25 protein-coding genes are annotated in these 23264 nt (G+C 61.8%); 17 read left to right on the top strand and 8 right to left on the bottom strand.

Features of this window, described 5'->3' with window-relative positions:
• The first annotated feature begins 185 nt into the window (after positions 1-185).
• Genes HHL14_RS19165 through HHL14_RS19145 form a run of 5 tightly spaced genes read left to right on the top strand, consistent with a single transcriptional unit; the run spans position 186 to position 5652 of the window.
• Positions 186-2501, top strand: coding sequence for a xanthine dehydrogenase family protein molybdopterin-binding subunit (locus HHL14_RS19165; protein WP_169499187.1), 2316 nt, complete (start codon positions 186-188; stop codon positions 2499-2501).
• A 1-nt stretch (position 2502) separates the two neighbouring features.
• Entirely contained in the window at positions 2503-3384 is an 882-nt protein-coding gene (locus tag HHL14_RS19160; protein WP_169499186.1) for an FAD binding domain-containing protein, read from the top strand.
• Positions 3381-3857 carry a (2Fe-2S)-binding protein gene (locus HHL14_RS19155; RefSeq protein WP_169499185.1) on the top strand — a complete coding sequence of 159 codons (477 nt, stop codon included), beginning with the start codon at positions 3381-3383 and terminating at the stop codon, positions 3855-3857. Before HHL14_RS19160 ends, HHL14_RS19155 begins: the two co-directional genes overlap by 4 nt.
• Positions 3847-4626, top strand: a complete 780-nt coding sequence (locus HHL14_RS19150) for a CoxG family protein (RefSeq protein ID WP_169499184.1) — start codon at positions 3847-3849, stop codon at positions 4624-4626. The genes HHL14_RS19155 and HHL14_RS19150 overlap by 11 nt, the downstream gene beginning before the upstream one ends.
• 21 nt (positions 4627-4647) lie before the next feature.
• Complete coding sequence (locus tag HHL14_RS19145) at positions 4648-5652, top strand: XdhC family protein (protein ID WP_169499183.1); 1005 nt, start codon at positions 4648-4650, stop codon at positions 5650-5652.
• Between the two features lie 6 nt (positions 5653-5658).
• Here HHL14_RS19145 and HHL14_RS19140 read toward each other — a convergent pair whose 3' ends face one another.
• The 5 genes from HHL14_RS19140 to HHL14_RS19120 form a co-directional block, all read right to left on the bottom strand.
• A complete protein-coding gene (locus tag HHL14_RS19140; protein ID WP_169499182.1) occupies positions 5659-6726 on the bottom strand; it encodes a fatty acid desaturase in 1068 nt (355 codons plus the stop codon).
• A gap of 121 nt (positions 6727-6847) precedes the next feature.
• Positions 6848-7636 (bottom strand): CDP-diacylglycerol diphosphatase, encoded by a 789-nt coding sequence (locus HHL14_RS19135; protein WP_169499181.1) that lies wholly within the window; start codon positions 7634-7636, stop codon positions 6848-6850.
• Between the two features lie 43 nt (positions 7637-7679).
• Entirely contained in the window at positions 7680-9134 is a 1455-nt protein-coding gene (gene iaaH / locus HHL14_RS19130) for an indoleacetamide hydrolase (protein WP_169499180.1), read from the bottom strand.
• Between the two features lie 340 nt (positions 9135-9474).
• On the bottom strand, positions 9475-9690 hold the full coding sequence (locus tag HHL14_RS19125; protein WP_169499179.1) for a transcriptional regulator: 216 nt from the start codon (positions 9688-9690) through the stop codon (positions 9475-9477).
• A gap of 362 nt (positions 9691-10052) precedes the next feature.
• Positions 10053-10772 (bottom strand): NADPH-dependent FMN reductase, encoded by a 720-nt coding sequence (locus HHL14_RS19120; protein ID WP_169499178.1) that lies wholly within the window; start codon positions 10770-10772, stop codon positions 10053-10055.
• Between the two features lie 501 nt (positions 10773-11273).
• Between HHL14_RS19120 and HHL14_RS19115 the strand changes: the two genes are divergently transcribed.
• The 3 genes from HHL14_RS19115 to HHL14_RS19105 all read left to right on the top strand — a co-directional run bounded on the left by HHL14_RS19115 (position 11274) and on the right by HHL14_RS19105 (position 13440).
• On the top strand, positions 11274-12017 hold the full coding sequence (locus HHL14_RS19115) for a J domain-containing protein (protein WP_206002401.1): 744 nt from the start codon (positions 11274-11276) through the stop codon (positions 12015-12017).
• 338 nt (positions 12018-12355) lie between these two features.
• Entirely contained in the window at positions 12356-12577 is a 222-nt protein-coding gene (locus tag HHL14_RS19110; RefSeq protein ID WP_169499176.1) for a hypothetical protein, read from the top strand.
• Between the two features lie 215 nt (positions 12578-12792).
• Positions 12793-13440, top strand: coding sequence for an arsenate reductase/protein-tyrosine-phosphatase family protein (locus HHL14_RS19105; protein WP_169499175.1), 648 nt, complete (start codon positions 12793-12795; stop codon positions 13438-13440).
• Here HHL14_RS19105 and HHL14_RS19100 read toward each other — a convergent pair.
• Positions 13437-13763 (bottom strand): H-NS family nucleoid-associated regulatory protein, encoded by a 327-nt coding sequence (locus HHL14_RS19100; protein WP_169499174.1) that lies wholly within the window; start codon positions 13761-13763, stop codon positions 13437-13439. The two genes, HHL14_RS19105 and HHL14_RS19100, sit on opposite strands and share 4 nt — an antisense overlap.
• Before the next feature lie 763 nt (positions 13764-14526).
• Between HHL14_RS19100 and HHL14_RS19095 the strand changes: the two genes are divergently transcribed.
• On the top strand, positions 14527-14835 hold the full coding sequence (locus tag HHL14_RS19095) for a hypothetical protein (protein WP_169499173.1): 309 nt from the start codon (positions 14527-14529) through the stop codon (positions 14833-14835).
• 87 nt (positions 14836-14922) lie between these two features.
• Here the strand turns inward: HHL14_RS19095 and HHL14_RS19090 are convergent, their stop codons facing one another.
• Positions 14923-15201, bottom strand: coding sequence for a hypothetical protein (locus HHL14_RS19090; RefSeq protein WP_169499172.1), 279 nt, complete (start codon positions 15199-15201; stop codon positions 14923-14925).
• Between the two features lie 442 nt (positions 15202-15643).
• On the opposite strand from HHL14_RS19090, the gene HHL14_RS19085 reads away from it, so the two are divergent.
• The 6 genes from HHL14_RS19085 to HHL14_RS19060 all read left to right on the top strand — a co-directional run bounded on the left by HHL14_RS19085 (position 15644) and on the right by HHL14_RS19060 (position 20751).
• A complete protein-coding gene (locus tag HHL14_RS19085) occupies positions 15644-16174 on the top strand; it encodes a low affinity iron permease family protein (RefSeq protein ID WP_169499171.1) in 531 nt (176 codons plus the stop codon).
• Between the two features lie 527 nt (positions 16175-16701).
• A complete protein-coding gene (locus HHL14_RS19080) occupies positions 16702-17313 on the top strand; it encodes a hypothetical protein (RefSeq protein WP_169499170.1) in 612 nt (203 codons plus the stop codon).
• A 150-nt stretch (positions 17314-17463) separates the two neighbouring features.
• Positions 17464-17697 (top strand): DUF2964 family protein, encoded by a 234-nt coding sequence (locus HHL14_RS19075; RefSeq protein WP_169499169.1) that lies wholly within the window; start codon positions 17464-17466, stop codon positions 17695-17697.
• Positions 17698-17873: 176 nt separating this feature from the next.
• The gene (locus tag HHL14_RS19070) at positions 17874-18626 is read left to right on the top strand and encodes an SDR family NAD(P)-dependent oxidoreductase (protein WP_169499168.1); all 753 of its coding nucleotides are present in this window, start codon (positions 17874-17876) and stop codon (positions 18624-18626) included.
• A gap of 87 nt (positions 18627-18713) precedes the next feature.
• Positions 18714-19892, top strand: coding sequence for an L-rhamnonate dehydratase (rhmD, locus tag HHL14_RS19065; protein WP_169499167.1), 1179 nt, complete (start codon positions 18714-18716; stop codon positions 19890-19892).
• Positions 19893-19968: 76 nt separating this feature from the next.
• A complete protein-coding gene (locus tag HHL14_RS19060; RefSeq protein ID WP_169499166.1) occupies positions 19969-20751 on the top strand; it encodes an SDR family NAD(P)-dependent oxidoreductase in 783 nt (260 codons plus the stop codon).
• A gap of 37 nt (positions 20752-20788) precedes the next feature.
• Here HHL14_RS19060 and HHL14_RS19055 read toward each other — a convergent pair whose 3' ends face one another.
• Positions 20789-21805, bottom strand: coding sequence for a LysR family transcriptional regulator (locus HHL14_RS19055; RefSeq protein WP_169499165.1), 1017 nt, complete (start codon positions 21803-21805; stop codon positions 20789-20791).
• Positions 21806-21982: 177 nt separating this feature from the next.
• Here HHL14_RS19055 and rhaM point away from each other — a divergent pair, with 177 nt between their 5' ends.
• Together rhaM and HHL14_RS19045 are read left to right on the top strand one after the other, a co-directional pair.
• Positions 21983-22306, top strand: a complete 324-nt coding sequence (rhaM, locus tag HHL14_RS19050; RefSeq protein WP_169499164.1) for an L-rhamnose mutarotase — start codon at positions 21983-21985, stop codon at positions 22304-22306.
• A 57-nt stretch (positions 22307-22363) separates the two neighbouring features.
• Positions 22364-23257 (top strand): amidohydrolase family protein, encoded by an 894-nt coding sequence (locus HHL14_RS19045; RefSeq protein WP_169499163.1) that lies wholly within the window; start codon positions 22364-22366, stop codon positions 23255-23257.
• Positions 23258-23264 lie beyond the last annotated feature (7 nt).

Below are 23264 nucleotides of genomic sequence, written 5' to 3'. Positions count from 1 at the left end.
GCTGGCGGATATGGGCAGGTTGTGACGTCTTATGGAGGGGCCGCGAGTCTAAGGGGGCCGGCGTCCAGACTTGACCCGAATCGCGTTGACGCAGACTATCTAACCGGTCGCGTGAGTGCTGAGGTCCCTCGTGTAATGAGGAAAAATGCTATCAGATCATCGATACCATATTCGAAGGAGCAGTAATGGAACATTCCACGATTGGACGCGATACGCCGCAAGTCACCGCGCGGGACAAGGTGTTAGGTCGCGCCATTTATGGCGGCGATCTCAAGATGCCCGGGATGTTACATCTGAAGGTGATTCGCAGTCCCTACGCCCATGCACGCATTGTTCGCATCGAAACAGAGGCGGCCCGTGCGCTACCCGGCGTTCACCTTGTGCTGACTGGAGAGGATACGCCCACTCGGCTTTCGGGCGTTGCTCATAAAGAGCATCGCATTCTGGCGACGGGAAAGGTGCGGTTCATTGGCGAAGAGGTAGTGGCCGTCGCGGCTGTCGACGAAGACACGGCGCGCGAGGCGATCGATTGCATACAGATCGAGTACGAGGAATTGCCCGCGGTGTTGAATCCCGACCACGCGTTGTTGCCGGGTACCATCGAAGTACACCACGGTTCGGGAAATATCGCGCACGAATACGATATCGTCAGAGGCGACGTTGACGCGGCGTTCGAAACGGCAGTTGCCGTCTACGAGCAGACGTACGAGACTCATTCGCAATATCCGGGATACCTTGAACCGATGGCGACGGTCGCGTGGCAGGGCGCAGACGGTCGTCTCAGTGTGTGGACGCCGACCCAGACCCCGTTTCTGCAGCGCATGCGTTTCGCCGAAGCACTGGATCGTCCAGCCTCGACCATTCGGGTTGTTCAGGCGACAACCGGAGGCGGATTCGGAGGCAAGACGGTTGAAGAATGCAACAGCCTTATTTGCGCGTGGGTAGCGACAAAGACCCGGCGGCCGGTCAGATTTCTGAACAGCCGGCTGGACGACTTTCAGGGGGCGCGCGCGAGTGTTCCGGAACGCATCTGGCTGAAGATGGGCGTCGACAGGAATGGCGTTATCGTTGCCAAGGACGTGCGCATTATCGCTGAATGCGGTGCCTACGCGGGACTTGCGCCGGAAGTACTGCAGGTGTCCGTCATGCGCAGCGACAACATGCATGGCACGCTAAAAAATGTCAGGGCAAACGCAAAACTGGTTTATACGAATTGTCCTCCGAGAGGCGCATTTCGAGGGTTTGGCGGCCCTCAGATGACGTTTTGCGTCAATAGTCATCTGGATGTCCTTGCCGACATGATCGGCATGGACCCGATCGATCTGCATCTTCGTAATGCGGTCAAAGCGGGGGACGTGACAGTCCACGGCTTCGAGGTCGGCAGTAGCGGACTGTCGGACTGCCTGAAGCAGATTCGTGACGAGACGGGGTGGGACGCAAAACGTGCGCGCAACAAGGGAACAGGAATCCGGCGTCGCGGTATCGGTATGGGTGCCGCGATTCACGTGAGTGGCAATCGCTCCATGGGTGACTGGGATGGATCGACCGTGACTCTCAAGATGAGTGAAGACGGTCGCGTTCATCTATTCACGGGCGAAGCCGACATGGGGCAAGGGGCCTATACGATGCTCGCGCAAATCTGCTCGCATGAGCTTGCAATACCGCTCTCGCATGTCACCGTCATGCCGCCGGATACCGACACGGCGCCGTATGGCTTGGGCTCCATTGCATCACGCGTCACGATGATCGCCGGACCTGCGGCGATTAAAGCCTCCAGGGAAATGCTGGCGAAGTTGATGAGCGTTGCCTCCGGGAAACTCAATGTACCGGTCGACGGATTGCAATTTGCCGACGGCAGGATTTTCGCAGGAAACGCCGGCACCTCGGACGTGGAAGGCAAGGGTTTCTCATATGCAGAGCTCGCGCGTATCTACATCTATCGACAGGGCGGCGAAGGTCTTCAGGTAACGGCAACGCACGATCCGTCCACGGTGATGGCGAGCTCCAGCCAGTATGGAAATGTCGCCCCCGCGTACTCGTTTGCAGCACAGGCTGTGGAAGTTGAAGTGGATATGGAAACCGGCAAGGTCATCGTCGTGGATACTTTTGTTTCCGATGACTGCGGCAAGGCATTGAATCCACTCGCTGTACACGGGCAAAGTTGCGGCGCGGTGGCGCAGAGCATTGGTTGGACCTTGTACGAGCATCTCCAGTATCAGAACTGTCAGCTATTGAATGGCAACTTCGCGGATTACACCATGCCGACTTCCGATTCGCTTCCCGATATCCGCTCGGGCATCGTCGAGTCCAACGATCCCAATGGTCCGTATGGCGCCAAAGGCGCGAGTGAAACCGCGATCGTTCCGGGCGCCGGTGCGATTGCGAATGCTGTATTCGATGCGGTCGGCGTCCGGATCAACAGCCTGCCTATCACACCCGAAAAAGTACTGGCGGCCCTCGCCGCGCTGACCAAGGCTCAATTCGCCAAGGTGGAGTCGTAACATGCGCGAATTTGAATACCTCGAACCGACATCCGTGCAGGAGGCGTGCAGGATGCTGGCCGATTATGGTGACGAATGTCGAATGCTCGCGGGTGGGACGGCACTCATGCTGGCAATGCGTCAACGTATGCTGACGCCGAAGTATCTCGTCTCGCTGGCCGGGCTGCGAAGACTCCGCGGGGTGTCTTATGACGAACACCGGGGACTTGTCATCGGAGCGCTGACCCTTCACGCGGAAGTTGCACGTTCCGCGTTAATTCGCGAGAAGTTTCCGATGTTGTCCGAGATGGCTTCGCACGTGGCGAATCCCCAGGTCCGGAACCAGGGGACGATCGGCGGGAATCTCTGTTATGCGGACCCGGCAACCGATCCACCCAGCTGTCTGATGGCGCTAGGTGCATACGTGGTCCTTGAAGGAGTCGACAGGCAACGCGAGTTGCCGATTGAAGAGTTTCTCGTCGACTACTACACCACTGCGCTGGCGCCTGACGAAATGGTCACGGCGATACGCGTGCCGCCGCCCACGTTCACCGCCGGTCGGCATGTGCGATACCTTCGGACAGCTGCGGAACACCGTCCGCTTCTCAACGTCGCGTGTACGATCCGGCAGTCTGGATCGGTCTGTGAGGAAGCGCGAATCGTGATCGGTGCGTCGACGCCGGTTCCCACGCGCGTTCATCGCTGTGAGTCGTTTCTGGCGGGCCAGCCACTGACGGCCGAGGTAGCGGCCGAAGCCGCACACATTCTCGCGAGCGACATCGAACCGATTTCGGACTTCCGCGGATCGGGAGAATATCGACGGGAGATGATCAGGGTAATTGGCCGGCGGACGCTCGAAGGATTATTTACACACCCCGCTGTGGAAGAGGTGCATGCATCATGAGCAAAACGTCGATCAACGTTGTTGTCAACGGTCAATCCACCAGCCTGGAGATTCCGTCGCGTCGATTGCTGTCCGATCTTATCCGTGACGATCTTCATTTGACCGGCACGAAGCGAGGGTGCGAAACGGGCGTGTGTGGTGCCTGTACGGTTCTGCTGGACGGCGAGGCCGTCAAATCGTGTCTGATGCTGGCGCGACAGGCGCACGGTCGTGAAATAACGACGGTGGAAGGACTGGCGGATGGTGAGGCGCTTCATCCGCTGCAGACGGCATTCATGGAGCACGGCGGCTTGCAATGCGGGTACTGTACGCCGGGCTTTCTCATGACAGCGTGCGCGCTGTTGAACGACAATCCCAACCCAACCGAAGAGCAGGTCAGGGAGGGTCTCAATGGCAATCTGTGTCGCTGCACCGGCTATGTGGGCATAGTCAAATCGATCCTGATCGCAGGGGAGAAGATTCGTGGAATTTGAAAAGAAGGTGGTGATCGATGCGCCCATCGAGAAGGTGTGGAGTTTGCTACTCGATCCGAATGTCATGGCGGGATGCGTTCCTGGAACGGAATCCGTGGAAGTCGTTAGCGACGTCGAGTACCTTGCGAACGTAAAGGTCAAGATTTCGTTTATTGCCGCGAGGTTCAGGATCAGGACCGTGATACTGGAAACGCGGCCTCCGTATTATCTGAAGAGCGAGGGGACGGGAGAGGACTCGTCGATTGGAAGTTCGTTGAAACAGTCGAGCGAGTTGACGTTGACCGAACTGTCCGACGATAGGACCGAGTTGGCGATGAAGATCAGCGTCGACGTGTTCGGCCGTCTGGGAGCCTTCGGACTGACGGTAATGAAGACCAAGGCCGACCGGATGTGGGAGGAGTTCGGTGCGAATCTGAATGCCCGCGCCGTTGCGGGTGCACCTCAAGCGCTCGATACGGCGGATTCCACGCGACAGGTCAATGGTGTCATGAGGTCGGCTGCCGGGGCGAATCGTGAAGCGTCGGCAACGGCATCGTCCACGACTGGAGCACATCCGGGGTATGTTCATCAGATACCGCCGGCAACGGGTGGATCGTGGTGGCGGCGCCTGTTTTCTGGAGCCGGAAATGGTGGCAATTCTGGCGAATTGCATCGATTTCCTACTGACATATTTATCGAGGTGCAGCGCGGAGACAGCACGGTTCGGGTTCTATGGCCTGTTCAGGAGTCGCAGGACTGCGTCAACTGGCTGAAGGAATATCTGAAGTAGGATTCCGAAGTGAGCAGAGCAATGGAGAGCGCAGATCTTGATGTTCTGAGCACGGCGGTCGAGTGGAGCGCGCAACGAAGACAGGCTACGCTTGTTGTCGTTGTGCGCACCTGGGGCTCCGCGCCACGGCCGCCTGGATCTCTGCTTCTGATTGACCGGGACGGTCGAGTGAAAGGGGCCGTGTCGGGCGGCTGTATCGAGGACGAGTTGATCGAACGGGCGCGTGCCGGTCGGCTTCCGGCGTTACGGCCAGAGGTCGTCGTGTACGGGGCAAATGCGGAAGAGGCGACGCGCTTTGGGCTGCCGTGCGGCGGAACCATCACGCTTGTGCTGGAGCCCGTGACTTCACGCTCACGGCTGGCCGATTTGCTCGAAGCAATCGAACGCGATCGTCTGGTGCTGCGACGATTGGATCTGGAGACCGGAACGGTAGCGCTGATGCCTTCGGGTGTGGCCTCGCGGGTGGAGTTCGACGGGCAGACGCTGATGACGCTACACGGTTCGCGTGAGCGCTTGCTGATCATCGGCGCGGGGCAACTGACCGAATATCTGTCGACGATGGCGCAGGCGATCGGCTATCACGTCATAGTGTGCGATCCGCGCGTCGAGTATGCAGCCGAATCGAACGTGCCAGGGGTGGAATTTAGAACGACGATGCCGGACGACACGGTCATCGAGCTCAGTCCAGACCCGAATATGGCTGTGGTCGCACTCACTCACGATCCGAAACTCGACGATATGGCGCTGCTCGAAGCACTCAAGTCGTCGGCTTTCTATGTGGGCGCAATCGGTTCGAGAGCCAATGATTTACGGCGTCGCGAGCGGCTGCGATTGTTTGATCTGACAGACGAGCAGATCGGTCGGTTGCACGGTCCAGTTGGCCTGCATCTTGGCGCTCGCACGCCGTCGGAGATTGCGGTGTCTATTCTTGCTGAGATGATTGCGATCAGGAATGGCGTCAAAGTGCATCAGACGCATGCACAGCGTGCGCCCGGCACGATTCGGGAATGTCTGGCGAGCGCGTGATTTATTCTACTTTTGGTCCCCTTGGCCGAGAGCGTAACTACAATCCTTGCCAAATTCTGCCTGCAATTTGCCCGCAAAACGGGTGGAAGCTGGCGGAGTTCCTGAGCCTTCGCCGGAAGTACCGATTGCACCGATTGCACCGCTCGCCGCCGGATGCGTCACTGCAGCGAGTCCCCAGCGTGTGACCCATTCGCTGTAACCCTGGACCAGAAAGCCTCCTGAGCGTGCTATGTATTGCGGGCGGGACCTCTCATAGACTTTGCGAAGCGCAAACCACGGCACCTGCGGCAAGTCATGATGAACCAGATGATAGTTGTTGTTCAGAAACAGCAGCCGCCATCCCCATCCCGCTTCATTGATCACCGTGCGATGCGCGGCCACCGGCGCGACCCGATGCTCGTGAAACGAGCGCACCGACGCCAGCGCCAACGCGCCATATCCCGCACCGACGATAAAAGCCCACGCCGGTATTCCACAAGCCTGCTGCAACCACGCGGTGAGCGCTGCCAACGCGGCGAGATGCGCAAGCCACGCGGGGACGTCGCGCCAATCGCCGGCGCCGATTCTGGTCAGTGCCTGCGCGCCGGTCGCCGCGATTGAAAACGCCGGCCCAATCAGCAATCGTCCGATCAACGTATTGCGAAACATCAGCAGCGCACGCATTGCGGTACCGGCACGCTGCCAGTCAGTCGCACTGACGAAATAACTTTCGGGGTCGCTGCCGGGTTGCGTCAGATGGGCATCGTCGTGATGGCGAAGATGCGAGTCGCGATAGAGCCGATAAGGAAACCACACCGCCAGCGGCGCAAAGCCGAGCAGCGCATTGATGAATGGAGAACGTGTGGGATGACCGTGCAGCAGTTCATGCTGCAACGACATGTACCACGCGCCGAATACCGCGAGCAGTAGTGTCGTCGCGGGCAAACCGAGGGTGCGCGCATGCGTCGCGACGCCGAACCAGCCGCCGTAGATCGCGACGATCAGCGTCCATGTCGGCCATTGCGTGCGCCACGTCCAGCTTGCGGCGAGACGGGCGATGTCGTTGCGCTGGGTATCGTCGAGATAGATCGCCATCGTAAAACCGGTCCGAATACAGATTCAGACCGATCGTACGGGGCCACGCCGCGCGCCCGAACCATTTTATTGAGCAATGCATCCACGCAATCGTGGATAGCGCGTGCGGCGCCGCTCACGTTCAATGGTCGTCGGCGACGCGGCACGCGTGATCGAGCAGACCTTCGGCGGTGCCGGTGCCGCCGTCGACGTCGATGCCGCTGTTGACGATCAACCAGCCGTCTTTCTCGGCGGACGGCCCGGCGGCGGTCACGAGGATCGTTTGCGTGGACATCGTCGCGGGATTGGGATTGTCGCGCGCGACGATCCGGAACGGGCTGTCGACGCCGCTGATCGAACTCACGCGCATGATCCGGTAGCGCCGGCCGTCGAGTGTCGTCCAGCGCCATTCGCCAGGCGCATCCTGCGCATGATCCGCGAGCGCGGTGCTAATCTCGCGGCGCATGCAGTCGATATGGATATGCAGCTGATTTTGCGAGCGTCGATATTCGGAGTTGATTTCGAGGCCAAGCTGATTGTCGTGCAGCTCGCGCTTGACCGCGCGCTGCACGTAATGGCGTGAATCCCACGCGTCGCGCCAGTAGTCCTTCGCGTCGGGCGCGAGTATCAGCGGACTTTCGATGCCGGTGATGCGGTCGGTCGGCATCAGCAGATATTGCGAGCGCCCGAGAATATCCTTCAGGATCACGTAGCGTTTGTCGAGATCGACGGTTTCGCACTGGCCGGGCGTGCCGGTGGCCTCCTGCGACGGCACGCAACGTACGTCGACGATCTTCCACAGCGCGTTGGAGTCGACGCTCGCGAGGCGCGCGCACGACGTTGTGGTGAGGGCGACCGCGAACGCGGCGGTCAGACAGAAGAAGCGGCTTGCGAGGCGAGCGGGAAAACGGGCGGTGGCGGCTGTCGTCATCGTCACTTGGGGGGATGTTCAGGAAAACGTATCAATGGAAGAGTCACAACACAGGCGCCGGCAATGCGCCCAGCACCTGTTCGAACGCGACGCCGATCGCCAGTAGTCGCCTGTCCGAACCGGGCGGCCCGTCCAGTTCGAGTCCGACGGGTAAGCCGCTTTGACTCATGCCGGCCGGCAGCGAAAGCCCCGGAAGGCCGGCGGTGCTGGCCGGATCGGTATTGCGCAGGAACGCTTCCATCGTATCGATTGGCGGGCCGCCGTCGATCTTGACCGTCGACGAGCCGATCAGATCGTCGATCGGCACCGCGACGAGTCGCGTGGTCGGAAACAGCAGCGCGTCGAGTTGCGCATCCGCGAAGGTTGCGGCGACGTAGCTTTGCAGGCGTGGTCGCCAGTGGGTGAGCGCCGCGCTGTAGTGCGGGCCGAGCACGTCGGCGAGTACATCGTCGTAGATCGCACGCACGTCAGGACTGGCAATGCGCGCGGCCAGTTCGGCGACGGTTTGCACCGGCGCCCGATTCGCGACCAGCCACGCGCGCACGTCATCGAGCGCTTCGTGAACCGCGATCGGGCCGCCGACCATTCCGTTCAGATGCTCGAGTTCGTCCATCGCGACCGGCACGAACGTGACGCCCGCCGCTTCGAGTGTCTGCAACGCCGCGCGGGCCACGGCTTCGACCTGTCGTTCGAGCCCATCCCATAGCGGTGCGGGAAGCCCGATGCGCAGGCCGTCGAGCGCGACCGCGGGCAGCGCGCCGGCGCCGCTGATCACGCCGTCGAGCAGCGCCAGATCGGCGACGTTGCGTGCCATCGGGCCGACGGTATCGCGCGTATGGCTGATCGGCACGACTGCGTCGGGGTCGTGATAGCGCCGCTCGGCGCCGCCGTTGCCGACCGACGGACGCAGGCCCGCGGTGCCCGTCAGCGCGGCGGGAATGCGCGTCGAGCCGCCGGTGTCGGTGCCGAGTCCGGCGGGGGCGATGCGCGCGGCGATCGCGACGGCCGTGCCGCCGGACGAGCCGCCCGGGATCAGCGAAGGATCGTACGGATTGCGTACCGGTCCCGCATGCGCGGCGAAGTTCGTGCTGGTGATACCGAACGCGAGCTCGTGCATGTTGGCCTTGCCGAGCACGATCGCGCCTGCATCGACGAGCCGTTGCACGGACGGCGCGTTGGACGCCGGCACGAAGCCTTCGAGCGCGGGCGTGCCCGCCGAGGTGGGCAAACCCGCGGTGTTGATGTTGTCCTTGACGACGATCGGCAGGCCGGCAAGCGGCAGGCGCGCTTTGGTGGCCGCGGGCAACGCGTCGAAGCGTCGCGCGGCGGCGAGCGCGCCGTCGAGGTCGAGCGTGGTGAGCGCGTTCAGATGCGTGAGCGCGGCGGCGCGCGCGAGCAGCGTGGCGACGTAGTCGGTGGCCTTGAGGCGGCCGGACTGCAGCGCTTCGACCGCTTGCGTCGCGCTTAGCGCGAGTTGTGCGTCGACGGTCCAGCTCATGAGCGGCGTCTCCGTAGGGTTGGGTGCGTGCCTGGCGGCAGGATGCACGCCCGAATCCGCAGTCTGTCTTCACGCGGGATGAAGACGGTGCGAGGACACGGCGCGAAGAGTCGGTGTGGGCGTTTCGGCGGCATCCGTTGAGCTGGCGGACAGGTCACGCGTGAACAGGGCGAATACAGAGCTTCGTCTATTCTGGCACAACCGTCTGCAAGGGGATGCCGGGCGCGGCTCAACAGCGGCGGCGCGGAGCGGGTCGTCGACGCGGAAGGCGAATTGACCGGTGCACGCCGCGCGTGCCGTAATCGCTACCGATGCGCGCGCGGGTGAGCTTGCGGGGGATTCACTGACGATTGTCGATCCACATGCGTCCCCAGTCGGATGCATAGGCGAGCGCATGTTCTTCGTCGAAGAAGTAATCGAGCGCGTCGAACGAATACGCTTTGCGCGTGTTCGCGTTGCTTTCCTCGATAGTCAGGTTCGCGGCAAACAATCCATTGGGCAGCAGTTGCGTCGCCGCTTCGACTTCGTAGCCCTTGTAGCGGAGGTGTGAGTTCATGATCTTGACTTGTCGGTGTGCCCACATGCGTTGTGCGGAAAACCAGCGCGTGCCGTGCCGCTCTGTCGGTGCCGATAGTTTCTGAAGCGGCAGGCAGGGTCTAGCGTAGGGGGCGCTGCGCAGCGGGTGAACCAATCTTTCGTGGTAAGCAAATCAGCGCGGGGCGGGAGTGATAATCGCGGGCCCGGATCGGATCAAAGTCGCTGTGTTCGGACACTATCCGGCAGCCTGTTGCGCGGTGTCTGTTATGTGGCGCACGGTGTGCGCGAAGCGTCAGGCCGCGCGAGGCGGTGCGCGGTCGTGGTGGCGCTGTCGTGACGCCGCGGCACAGCGGTGCGTCGCGGCGCTTCGAGCAGAGCCGTTCACACGGCCTGTAGCACACGCGAGGAGGTCGCGTCGGCGGCGGCGCTTTGAGTGGCCGCATGGCTCGCAGCCGAATGTGTCGACGCGATCGGGTTGTGCTGCGCATCGAGCGTGGCGGCGAGCGCGGCATCGGCGCCGGTATTAAACGCCAGCGCGAATTGCGCCGCTTGCCGGCCGACGGTCGCCAGTTGTTCGATGACCTTCGGATCGGAGCAACTGTCGGCGCTATCGAAGCGCGTTTCCAGCGTATTGATGCCGGCGCCGAACGGCGTCGGCCAGCCGCGCAACGCATGCGCGATCGAACGCAGCGACGTCAGCACCGAGCCCGCCGCCTGCCAGCCATAAGCGGTGACGATGCAGCCGACCGCGCGGCCGTCGAGATACGGGCGTTCGTCGGCGCGCAACTCTTCGAGCGTATCCAGCGCGTTTTTCACGAGGCCCGATACGCCTCCGTGATAGCCGGGCGTCGCGATGATCACCGCGTCCGCGCGACGTACGGCTTCGATCAGTTCGAGCTGGGCGTCGGTACGTGCCGGTTGTTCCGGCGCGTAGTGCGGCAGGCTATGCAGAAAACTGCCGCCGAACAGAAGGGTGCGCGCGCCGGCGGCTTCGGCGCCGCGCAACGCAAAAGCGAGCGCGCGTTCGGTCGACGAGGCCGCGCGCGTCGTGCCGCCAATGCCGACCACGAGCGGTCGGCGGGAATGATCGGATCTGCTCAACGAAATGCTCCTTCGATTTGCGGCTTGTTTTGCGGCTCGCGCGGAGCGCCGGTGAAACGGCGCATGGATCGGCGCGTGGACCGCGCTGGGCGAGCCGGACCTTGAAGTGTCATCTTAATGACCGCTCGCCGCGCGGCTAAGCGACTTTTTGTTCTAACGATATAACTGCGCGGTCGCTGCAATACACGTGAACGGGCGGTCGATAAGCATATGGCGAACCGTTGGTTGGGTGCGAGTGAGTCCGACGTTATGATGGGTTCGTCTCCTCCATGACATCTCCTTTGACATGGGACTCGGCCTCGCCGCGCAAGTGGCGAGGCTTTTTTTGCTGTGCTTGTGCCGCTGTCGCGCGAGCCTTGCGTCACGCTTTCGTCGTGCGTTCGTCGCGATTGCTTCACGGCGATGCCGGGGCATGCGGGCGTTCCGCTGGCCGCTTCACAAGGAAGCCGCTTTTTGCATGCTACGATGCCCGCATGGATTCCCCGCAAAATCGAGCCCAGCATGGCAACCCTGTATGACACGCTCGGCGTGCCCGCGCACGCCACCGACGAAGAAATCAAGCGGGCCTACCGGAAAGCCGCGATGAAGTGGCATCCCGACCGCAACCACGGCGCCGAAGACGTGGCGCGCGCCGCGTTCCAGGAAATCAAGGACGCGTACGCGATCCTCTCCGATGCTGAGCAACGCAAGGTCTACGACACGGTCTACGCCGAGCAGATGAGCGCGTGGGAAGCGCAACTGTCGCGTGGGCAGCGTGCCCGCTCGAAGCGTGAGGCGGCGGCGCGCGCGGTCGATGAAGCGGCGTACGCGGAGATGGTGTCGATCGCGATCCGCTTTGCCGACGAAGGTCACAATCGCGACGTATTGTTCGGCGTGCTGCTCGGACGTCAATGCGAACCGCGGCGCGCGGCGCAGATTGCGGATAGCGTTGCGGCATTGCAGGCGGCTCGCCGCGAAGAAGCCGAGGCCGCAAAAAAAGCGCAACACGCGCGCAAGGCAGCGAAAAACGCAAAAGCGGAAGAGGCCGCCGGAGAGGAAACGGTCGAGACAGCGGAGAAAACCGCTACCGAGTCGAAGCATGCGGCTCATTCGTCGACTCATTCAGCTGACCAACGCGCTCACTCCGAGGCTTCGCATCCGCAGCACACGCATCACGCAAAACGCGACGAATCCGCGAGCGACATGCATCCGGCGAACGCGCTCAACAGCCTCTGGCTACAGTTTCTGAACAGCCTGAAGTTCTGACGTAGCGCGTCGTTAGCGGTCCGTTGTTTTGTCGCGCGCGTGTGGTGCCTGCTAGATGCGTGTGACGAATACCCGCCTGTCCGCCAGACGATAGACGTCGACCGATTTGGTCGGGAGTCCGGCCTTTAGCGGACGTTGCGGCGCTCCTAAAATCAATAGCACATTCATCACTCCGCGCCATTCGAACGCGGGCGTGAAGCGCGCGGCGGCGTGGTGTCCGCGCTCGTCCCGCTCGTCGGTTGGCAGTCTGCTTTCGCAAATCCCTCGGCTTTTCCCGACCTCCACATAATCCGTCCCGCAGTTCTTCACCGCAGTTCTTCGTTAGAGGTACGACGGCCATGTTCCTCACCTATATCGCTGTAGTCGCGATCGCGGCGTTTATCCCTTACGTCGCGGCGCCCGCAATTGCCAAAGGCGTGCAGTCGATCCAGACGCCGCCCGCGGCGACCTCGTTCGAGATGACGCCTGCCGAGCCGCTGCCCGCAGCGACCGGCAGCGATGCGTCCAATCGCATCGTGCCGGCGCGACAGGGCGACGGCGGTGTCGGCGGTGTCGTGTGATCGATCAAATATTGACAGCCTAATGAAAGACACGGCCCGGCACTGGTACACTGCGTGTCGTTCGCAGTGTGCTGTACCTTGTGCCCGTGAATCGAGATGCCTGGTGCGAATCCCGTGGCGCAAATAATAAAGACGCCGTAATGTCACGGGGGCGCAAGACTGGCTCGGCAGAATGCCGGCCAGAGACCAGATAAAAACATCGGTACGGGGAAAGTGTGACCAGAAAATATAAGGTACTGTTTCTTTGCCGCGACAATTCAATCCGCAGCATCATGGCCGAAGCCTTGCTGCGCGAACTGGCGGGACACCGGTTCGACGCTTTCAGCGCAGGTTCTGAACCGGCCGCGCGAATTCACCCATTGGCACTCGCTCAATTGCAGCCCGGCATTTCCCGGCGCGCCATATTGAGCCCGAAAAGCTGGCTCGAATTCACCGGCGAATGGGCGCCACGCATGGACGTCGTAATCGCGCTCGACGAATTCGCCGGTGCACTGTATGCGCCTGCATTTCCGGGCGAGCCGCTGTTTCTGGATTGGACGATTGCCGATCCGCTCGTGGGCACTCATATGGGTGCAGACGAACTGGCGCGTCTATTCGACAAGACGTTCTGGCAAATCGTGCGGCAGGTCAGCGCGTTTATCGAGCTACCGCAATATGGGGCGCATGCCGCGAATTCCGCTCATGCGGGCGAGGCGGCGAATACCATCGATGCGGTGAATTCCATCAGTGCCATTCACGCTGTTAATGCGGCAAACGTGATGAGTGTGGCAGGTGGCGGCACAAAACCGGTGCGCGCCACGCCGGCTCATTTTGATGCCGCTGCCGTGGCGTCGGCGCCGTCGGACGCGGCGGCCTGCACCTAGCGGCTGTCCGGACGCGCAAGCCGCGTGCCGGCGAACGGATCGTTCGACCAGTCGATCTGCTTTTTCGGTTGCGGAACGGGCACCGTTTTTTCCGCCAATTCGAAATGCTCGATGGTCTGGCCTGCGCTAATGGCCTGTTTTAGCCATTGCGGCATTTCACCATTGCCGTCCCAACTGTCTCCAGTTGCACTGCGATAGCGTTCGGCCTTTTTGGCCAGCGACTCGGATGCGAGCGCAGCGGCAAGGTCTTCTGGTTTGATGCCAAACTCTTCCATACGATGGCGGAGATACGCAATCATGCTATCTCGCTTCCGTTCGTCCATAAGATATTCGTCCTTCTAAAACGTGCTGCTTCTGTCAATGACATATTGCAGAAAAAAGCTGCGAAGCATCGAGCCCAACTGGATAGGGCCGGCCCGCGATGGGGTTGTCGAGTGAAGGGAATGCCACGAGCCGCGTTAAAAAACGTTGCTCCCTGAATTGCAATTCGGCCTGCGTCAACGGCGGCCGCCTGAAAATCCGACCATCAAACTGAGTGTCTCAATCTGCAAATATTTCAGCATGTCACGGCGCGGCGAACGAGGTCGGTAGACCTGACGTTCACTGGGAAAATGTGTCTCGATTCAATGAATGCGAATGGCTGGACTTTCTCCACGCTTTCCGTCTTGCACCGGCCTTTCACCGGTGTGCGGGCGCCGCTTCTTGTGCGTTATAGCGACATCATAACGCAATGCGCGCGCAAAGCACGTTTTGTTCATGCTGATTTTGCCCACGAATGCGGTTTATCGAACGGTGTGGGCATTTGACCACACCCTTTGGAAGCTTCGGATTGAATTCCCGGGTAGGCGAACTATAAAAGAACTACGAAAAGAGCTGCGCAATGCAGACGATTGATCGCGCGCGCCCGCTGAGTTCCCGTGGCGAGCGTGAACAATTCTTTATCCGTTTAGTTCGATGACCCGTCGCGGCAGTGGCGCATTGGCATCGACCCGTTCCCCGCTCCCAAGGGCAATCTGGATTTGGCTCTTCGCGGATCAATTGTTCTGGAGGACGAAAACTGCTGCGCCGGATTCGAGGAGTCCGGAAATGAAAGTACGTGTATTGACGATTGCCGCTTGCGCCGTGCTGCTTCTCGCGCCGAGAACGGCCAGTGCCGCGGAGGTGGGCAGCCAGCCGGATGCCGGCACGTCTGGCCGCGCGATGATGCAAATGAATGCGAACGAATCGGCGCAGGCTACGACCGACGTGTCGTTCGGTCAGTCCTGGCAGCCGCGCGAACAGGCGGTGCAAAATGCATCGTATGGCGGGGTGGCCGCGGGACAGTCGGAGGCGGGCGGCAAACGCGGCCAGTCATGCGCGGTCGGCACCCAATGCAAGGTGTATTTCGGTCAATGACCGTTTCATGAGCGGGCGCGGCGCGTCGTTACACCGGATTGCACCGGGTGCAACGATCGCGCCGCGCATTTCGCCATTCTTCTCTTTTCACGCGAGCGCCAGTTCGCGAGGCGCATGGCCGGCGGGCTCGCCGAGCCGTGCGACCAGAGCGTCGACGCCGCGAGTGGTTTCATTGGCTTCGGCTGCTTCGTAATAGCCGCGGAATTCATCGAGCAACGCGCGCCACGAGCCGTGCCAGCGCGTCTCTCTCAGACACACGCCGGACGGATCGGCAATGCGCAAGGCGCCGTTGTCCGGATAAAAAGTCAGCGTGACGAGGCGGCCGTCGATCACACAGGCGGCGGTGCAGGGACGGGCGGTAATCATAGGTGGATCCTTTAATAACGAATGAATTTGCGCTCAAAGCTGACGCGGGCTTCAGCAAACCCTGTGCCTGATTGGCAGGGCAGGTTGCGCGCGCTTCCAGCTACCTTCACCTGGCTTTACGGCAGTTGCGTGCGGCGAATAAAGCGGTATTCGAAGTATCCGGGTGATTGACGACAATTTTTTGTATTTGCCGATGCGAAATGCGTGCTAGCGCACCGTGTGAACCATTAGGGGTTTTCGCTTATCGTTCGCAATGACGATTCACACGGCGTTCCCGGAAATTCGAAATCGACGTCGCAATTTTTAATGCACCCGGACTGCATCAATTGCATTGCTTCAGGTTGCCCGTCAAACGGGTTCCGTGGACCGGCGCGGTGCACTCATGCACCTCGGCACGCAATGTGCTCGCCTGCGAGACGAAGCCAGGCCGATGGAGACCGCCATGCGCAACGACGCACCGTCAGATTCGTCCGCGAACAGCCTCGATACCGTGCCGGATACGTCGAGCCCCGCCTATGCGGCCCGGCATCCGGTAACGCGCGCATTCGACTCGTTCGCCAGCTCGGTGACACGGCTCGCCGGTTCGCCGGTGGCGTTTGGCATCGCGGTGATCACGGTGTTCGTCTGGGCGGTTTCCGGGCCGCTGTTTCATTTCTCCGACGGCTGGCAGCTGGTCATCAATACGGGCACCACGATCATCACGTTCCTGATGGTGTTCATGATCCAGCAGAGTCAGAACAAGGACAGCGTCGCGGTGCATCTGAAGCTCAACGAATTGCTGGCGTCGCATCGTCATGCGAACAATTCGCTGATCGGTATCGAAGACGCCTCCGAAGACGATTTGCGGCGTCTCGCGGCCGCGTATCTGCGGCTCGCGGCGGGCGAGTCCGGCCGTGACAATCTCGGGGAGCGGGGCGAAGTGGAGGCGCGTGTGGATGAAACGCCAAAGCGCAGCAGGCAAAACGAGGCATAGCGACGCATGGCGATGCCCGCCGTAGTCTTCGCTCGATACGCGTTATTCGATGCCGGGCCAATCGTAAAACCGCGGGCGTTTTACAACGACGAAGTCTGTCAATTGGCGAATAACGGCGCAATGACGACCGAATGACGCGCGTCGGGCGTTGCCTTGCCATTCTTTTACGCGTTTGTTAGCATCCCCACACAGTTCAGATAGTCATAACGTGTCAATTTCCGGGCCGGCTTAAATGGGCCATGCGGTAATCCCTATCCTTGCGAGGAAGCTGTTATGACTGGCCGTCCACCCACCCGCTGATGCCTGCGAAAAGCAGGCGCGCCAGGCAGCGCGGTTCCGCATGCGTCATCATCCGCCAGAAGTCCGCTTATCGGTCGTATTGAAGCCGAAGGGCCGGGCTTTTCACGATTTTTTCATTGTGACTATTCGAATTCGATAAAAGCGATTCGCCGTTCGCCCGCATTTTTAATGACGGCGCGACAGGCAGGGATTTGCCGTACCAACGACGTAATCAAAAGGAGAATGTCATGGCTTGCAATACATCGGGTTCGGGGTTCGCGCGCATGAAGGCCATTACGATGGCGCTCGCGCTGGTTGCCGTGACAGCAGGGCCCGCGCTCGCGCAGCAAGGCGCGGCCATGTCGGAGCCGCAGGCGGTCGGCGCGGCCGCGTTGCTGCATGTGCAGGCGCGCGTCGTGGCGATCGATCCGACCACGAACAGCGTGACGCTGCTCGGCCCGGAAGGCGGCACGGAAACGTTCGACGTGAATCCGCAGGCCGCGGACGTGAGCAAGCTGCATATCGGCGATCTCGTGACGATCGCGTACAAGAAGGCCGCGCTGATCGGCGTCGACAAACTCGCCGCGCATGGCATCCGCAAGCGGCTCGACACCCAGGTCACGCAGCCGGCCGCCAACGGCGTCGTGGCATCGGCGCGGCGCGTCGAAGTGGTGGCGACGGTGCGCAATATCGATCGCAAGAATCGCACGATCACGCTGCGCGGCCCGACGCGTACGGAAACGCTGGACGTGTCGCCGGAAATCGCGCTGGATCAACTGAAGGTCGGCGATTCGGTACGCGCGGTATTCGTCTCGGCCGCGGCGGCTTCGGTGTCGCGCGACGACGCACAGGCCAAGTAACCGGCTCGGACGGATTCGTTAAGGGATGTTAAATAAAGTACGCTGAAGCGTATCGGGACGTATGGCGTCGTCCGGCACATCGGGCTGAACGACGCCATGCGCCGCCACACTGTCCGCGCGGTCGGCGCGCCACTCGCGAAGGAGCCGGAAATGGAACCGAAGCAAGCGCAATCCACTGACCAGGCGGAGCGCAGGAAGCTGATTCGCAGCAAGATCCACGTCGGCCTCGCGGCGTTCGGTACGTTGTCGGCGGTCGCCGGCATCGGCGTGGTGATCAATGGCGGTCTTTACTTCGACCGCACCAAGGTCATGATCGGCGTGGGCATCATCGTCGTGTCGACCATTCTTTATATCTCGATGCTGTTCGTTTCCGCCGACGAGTAACGCTCGCGGAAAACGACGCCGAACCCCTCGATCCACTTTTGCTATCACTCTCTTCAATAGTCGAATTGTTGGCGCATCGCGTCGCCCGTATATTTGATTGAACCGTCGAATACGGACAGCAGCGATACACGACAACTCGAGGGCGCGCCGCACGGGCCGCCCACAGGAGCACAGCAATGAATCGGATCGATCTGGAGGGGCGCGCGGTCGTCATCACCGGCGGCGCGCGCGGTATCGGCTACGCGGTCGCACAGCGGGCGTTGCGCTCGGGCGCGTCGGTCGCGCTGTGGGACGTCGATAGCGAACGCCTCGCGCGCAGCCAGCGCGAACTGGCCGAACTCGGCAAGGTCAGCGCCGTCACCGTCGAATTGACCGACGAAGCCGCGGTCGCGCAGGCGGCCGCGCAAACCGTCGCGGAGCACGGCTCGATCGACGCGCTGATCAACTGCGCGGGCATCACCGGCGGCAACGGCACCACGTGGGAACTGGACCCCGATCTGTGGCGCCGCGTGATCGACGTGAACCTGATCGGCCCGTATCTGACCTGTCGTGCGGTGGTGCCGCAGATGCTCAAACAAGGTTATGGGCGCATCGTCAATATCGCGTCGGTGGCGGGCAAGGAGGGCAATCCGAATGCTTCGCACTACAGTGCATCGAAAGCGGGTTTGATCGGGCTGACCAAATCGCTCGGCAAGGAACTCGCGACGAAAAACATTCTCGTCAACGCGGTCACGCCGGCCGCGGCCAAAACCGAAATCTTCGATTCGATGTCGCAGCAGCACATCGACTACATGCTGTCGAAGATTCCGATGAATCGTTTCCTGCTGCCGGAAGAAGCGGCCTCGCTGATCCTGTGGCTGTGTTCCGAAGATTGCGCATTCAGCACCGCTTCGGTGTTCGACCTGTCCGGCGGCCGCGCGACCTACTGAGCGCGCGCCATACTCGCATTGCGCGTGCATTGCAGCGTCGGACGCTGCTCCGACGCATTCTTCACGCATCCCTCACGGAGCCCTTTCATGGCCATGCCTACCATCCGGCACGTGCGTGCCTTCATCGTTCGCGGCGGTGGTGCGGACTATCACGACCAGGCCGGCGGACACTGGATCGACGATCACATCGCCACGCCGATGGCGCGTTATCCCGAGTATCGCCAGAGCCGCCAGTCGTTCGGCATCAACGTGCTCGGCACGCTGGTCGTCGAGATCGAGGCGAGCGACGGCACCGTTGGCTTTGCGGTGACGACCGGCGGCGAGATCGGTGCGTTCATCGTCGAGAAACATCTGGCGCGTTTTCTCGAAGGGCAACTGGTGACCGACATCGAGAAGATGTGGGACCAGATGTACTTCGCGACGCTGTATTACGGGCGAAAAGGCATCGTGCTCAATACGATTTCCGGCGTCGATCTCGCGCTGTGGGATCTGCTCGCGAAGGTGCGCAAGGAGCCCGTGTATCAACTATTGGGCGGACCGGTGCGCGACGAGCTGGAGTTTTATGCCACCGGCGCGCGGCCCGATCTGGCGAAGCAGATGGGCTTTATCGGCGGCAAGCTGCCGTTGCAGCATGGTCCCGCGGAAGGCGAAGCGGGTCTCAGGCAGAACCTCGACAAGCTTGCCGACATGCGGTCGCGTGTCGGCAAGGACTTCTGGCTGATGTACGACTGCTGGATGAGCCTCGACGTGCGTTACGCGACGCGGCTCGCGCATGGCGCGCACGAATCCGGCCTGAAGTGGATTGAAGAGTGTTTGCCGCCCGACGATTACTGGGGTTACGCCGAACTGCGCCGCAACGTGCCGCGCGGCATGATGGTGTCGACCGGCGAGCACGAGGCGACGCGCTGGGGCTTCAGGATGCTGCTGGAAATGCAGTGCTGCGATCTGATCCAGCCGGACGTCGGCTGGTGCGGCGGCATCACCGAGCTGATCAAGATTTCGGCGCTCGCCGATGCGCACAATGTGATGGTGGTGCCGCACGGTTCGTCGGTGTACAGCTATCACTTCGTCGTCACGCGCCACAATTCGCCGTTCTCCGAATTCCTGATGATGGCGCCGAATGCCGATCAGGTCGTACCGATGTTCAACCCGTTGCTGCTCGACGAACCGGTGCCCGTCAATGGACGGATGAAGGTGCCGGAGACGCCGGGCTTCGGCGTGCGGCTCAATCCGGAATGCTCGCTGGTGCGGCCGTATCAGCATTGAACGCGTCGCCCGTGTCCGGCAGAGAGGAGATGCGGGACGCGCTGGCGTAACGGGAACCGACACAAAGGAGACTGACGTGCTGCTCAAGGACAAGGTCGTGATCGTCACCGGCGGTTCGCGCGGCATCGGCCGTGCGATCGCGGTTGCGTGCGCGCGCGAGGGCGCGGACGTGGCGATCAACTACTGGGGCGATAACGACGCATCCTATGGACGCCGCTCGGCGGTGGAGGAAGTAGTCGGCGAAATCGAAGCGCTCGGGCGGCGCGTGATCGCGGTGGAAGGCAACGTCGCCGCGCGCGACACAGGCCAGCAACTGGTGCGCCGCACCGTCGACGCGTTCGGCAAGCTCGACGTGCTCGCGAGCAATGCCGGCATCTGTCCGTTTCACGCGTTTCTCGACATGCCACCCGATGTGCTCGAAGCGACCGTCGCGGTGAATCTGAACGGCGCGTTCTATGTCACTCAAGCCGCCGCGCAGCAGATGAAACAGCAGGGCAGTGGCGGTGCGATTGTCGCGACGAGTTCGATCAGCGCGTTGGTGGGCGGCGGCATGCAAACGCATTACACGCCGACCAAGGCCGGTGTGCATTCGCTGATGCAATCGTGTGCGATTGCATTGGGGCCGTTCGGCATCCGCTGCAATTCGGTGATGCCGGGCACGATCGCGACCGACCTCAATGCCGAAGATCTCGCCGACGCGGAAAAGAAAGCCTACTTCGAGAAGCGCATTCCGCTCGGCCGGCTCGGTCGTCCGGAGGACGTCGCCGATTGCGTGGTGTTTCTGGCGTCCGATCTTGCGCGCTACGTGACGGGTGCGGCGTTGCTGGTCGACGGTGGGCTGTTCGTGAATCTGCAATAAGCGGCGCGGGCATCAAGGATGCCGCGCGATGCTCGGCTTAACTGATCGCGGCAGGCGTGCCCAGCGTATCGGTTGGATGGGAAGAGTCGACCGTGGTGTCGAGTGCAGTATCGCGGCCGAGATTGCGCGAGAAGCCGCGCAGCAGTTCGATGAAACGCAGTGCCGGTTCGGCGAGCGGCTCTTCCTTGCGCGTGAGGATGCCGAAGCCCGCGAGGCTCTTGCCGATTTCGAGCGGCAACGCGACGAGCAGTCCGCCGCGCAGATGATCGCGCACGACCGACTCCGGCAGCATCGCCACCGCATCGTAGTTTTCGAGCAATTGCAGCGTCGCGAAGATCGACGCGCATTCGGTCAGATTGACCGGCGTCGCGAGTCCCGCGCGGGCAAGTTCTTCCTCGAACAGCACGCGCGCCGGACTGGTGACCGGTTGCGCGACCCACGGCCAATCGACCAGTTCGCGCAGTGTGATCCGCGCGCGCCGCGCGAGCGGATGCACGGCGCGCACGACCAGCAGCAGTGTTTCGCGCGCGAGCGGCTCGAAGCTGAAGTCGTTGTGTTGCAGCGGATTGGTCAGGCGCCCGAGCGCGAGATCGATCTCGCGGCGATGCAGCAATTGCACGACCTGGTCGCTGGTTTCGCCGAGGATGCGCACGTTGAGCAGCGGGCTTTCGGTCTTGAGCGTCGCGACCGACATTGCCAGCAGATCGGGCGCGGCGCCCATGATCGCGCCGACGGTCAACTGGCCATGACCGCCGCGCCGTTTGACCTCGAGGTCTTCGGCGAAGCGCGTCAGTTCGGCGAGCGCGCGGCGCGCGTAAGCGAGCGTGACGACGCCGAGCGGTGTGGGTGTCATGCCGCGCGCGTTGCGCTCGAATAGCAGGAAGCCGAACGCTTCCTCGATGTCGCCGAGCATGCGGCTCGCGCTCGGTTGCGCGACGTTGACGGCCTCGGCGGCCTGATGAAGATTGCGGGTGTCGTCGAGCGCGACGAGTAGCGCGAGGTGCTTGAATTTGAGCCGATTGACGAGGGCGACGGCGGCGGAATATTGGCTCATGGTGCCAGGTGCGAATGCGGGGTGAGAGTGCCAATGCGATTCGGTTTGTGGATCGCCCAATCCCAACAACGGATTGAGATGCTATCGACGCAGGAATTATAGTCGTTCCAGACGCCTCCCCGACGAGGCGCCGCAATACTACGGCAACCCGTTGCATCGGATCGGAGACAGGCCGCAATGGAGACAATCGCTTTCCGGATGGTGCTCAACCCCGGCATGCGCGAGGAATACGAGCGGCGTCATGCGCAGATCTGGCCCGAACTCGTTGACGCATTGCATCACGCGGGCGTGCGCGACTACCGGATTTTCTTCGATCCGGACACGCACCATCTGTTCGCGGTACTCGCGCGCAGCAGCGATCACACGATGGACCAGTTGCCGCAACTCGACGTGATGCGCAAATGGTGGGATTACATGGCCGACATCATGCAGACCGCGCCGGACCATACGCCGCTCTCGCAGCCGCTCGACCCGGTGTTTCATCTGGGTTCGCCAGGTTGATCGGGTTGATGCCCACGTCCAAACCTCGCAACGCTTTTCATCCGACGAAGGTGCCGAATGCAGGTTGTCGATTCGCATATCCATCTGTGGGATCTGAACACCCATCGTTATCCGTGGCTGGAAAACCCGGGCGTGTCGTTCGTCGGCGACGCGCGCGATCTGAAACATAACTACCTGCTCGACGATCTGCTCGGCGAAGCCGGCGACATCGACGTGCTGAAACTCGTGCACGTCGAGGCGAATCACGATCCCGCCGATCCGGTCGAGGAAACCCGCTGGTTGCAATCGATCGCCGATGGCGACGGCTCGCGCGGCATGCCGAACGCGATCGTCGCGGCGGTGGACCTGTCGGCGGCCAATGCGCCGGCGCTGCTCGAAGCGCACGCGTCGTTCGCGAATACGCGCGGCATCCGCCAGATCCTCAACGTCCACGACAGCAAACTCTACGATTACGTCGGCCGGCATTTCATGCGCGAACCGCAATGGCGCGAGCATTTCGCGTTGCTGCGTCGGCACGACCTGTCGTTCGATCTGCAGCTGTATCCGTCGCAGATGGAGGAGGCGGCCGCGCTCGCGCGCGCGCATGCGGACACGCTTTTCATCGTCAATCATGCGGGCATGTTCGTCGACCGCAATAGCGTTGCCGGGTATCGCGCGTGGCGCGACGGGATGCGCACGCTCGCGGCCTGCGCGAACGTCGCGGTGAAGATCAGCGGTCTCGCGATGTTCGATCATCGCTGGAGCGTCGAAAGCCTGCGGCCCTACGTGCTCGAAACGATCGATGCGTTCGGCGTCGAGCGCGCGATGTTCGCGTCGAACTTTCCGGTCGATCGCCTGTTCGGCACGTACACGGATTTGTGGCGCGCGTATGCGGCAATCGTCGCGGACGCGAGCGAGGCCGAGAAAGCCGCGCTGTTTCGCGGCAATGCCGAACGTTGTTACCGGATCTGAGGCGGTA

Origin of the sequence: Paraburkholderia antibiotica, from assembly GCF_012927125.1 — a bacterium.
Classification (GTDB): Bacteria; Pseudomonadota; Gammaproteobacteria; order Burkholderiales; family Burkholderiaceae; genus Paraburkholderia; species Paraburkholderia antibiotica.
This window is presented reverse-complemented; position numbering and strand designations above follow the sequence as displayed.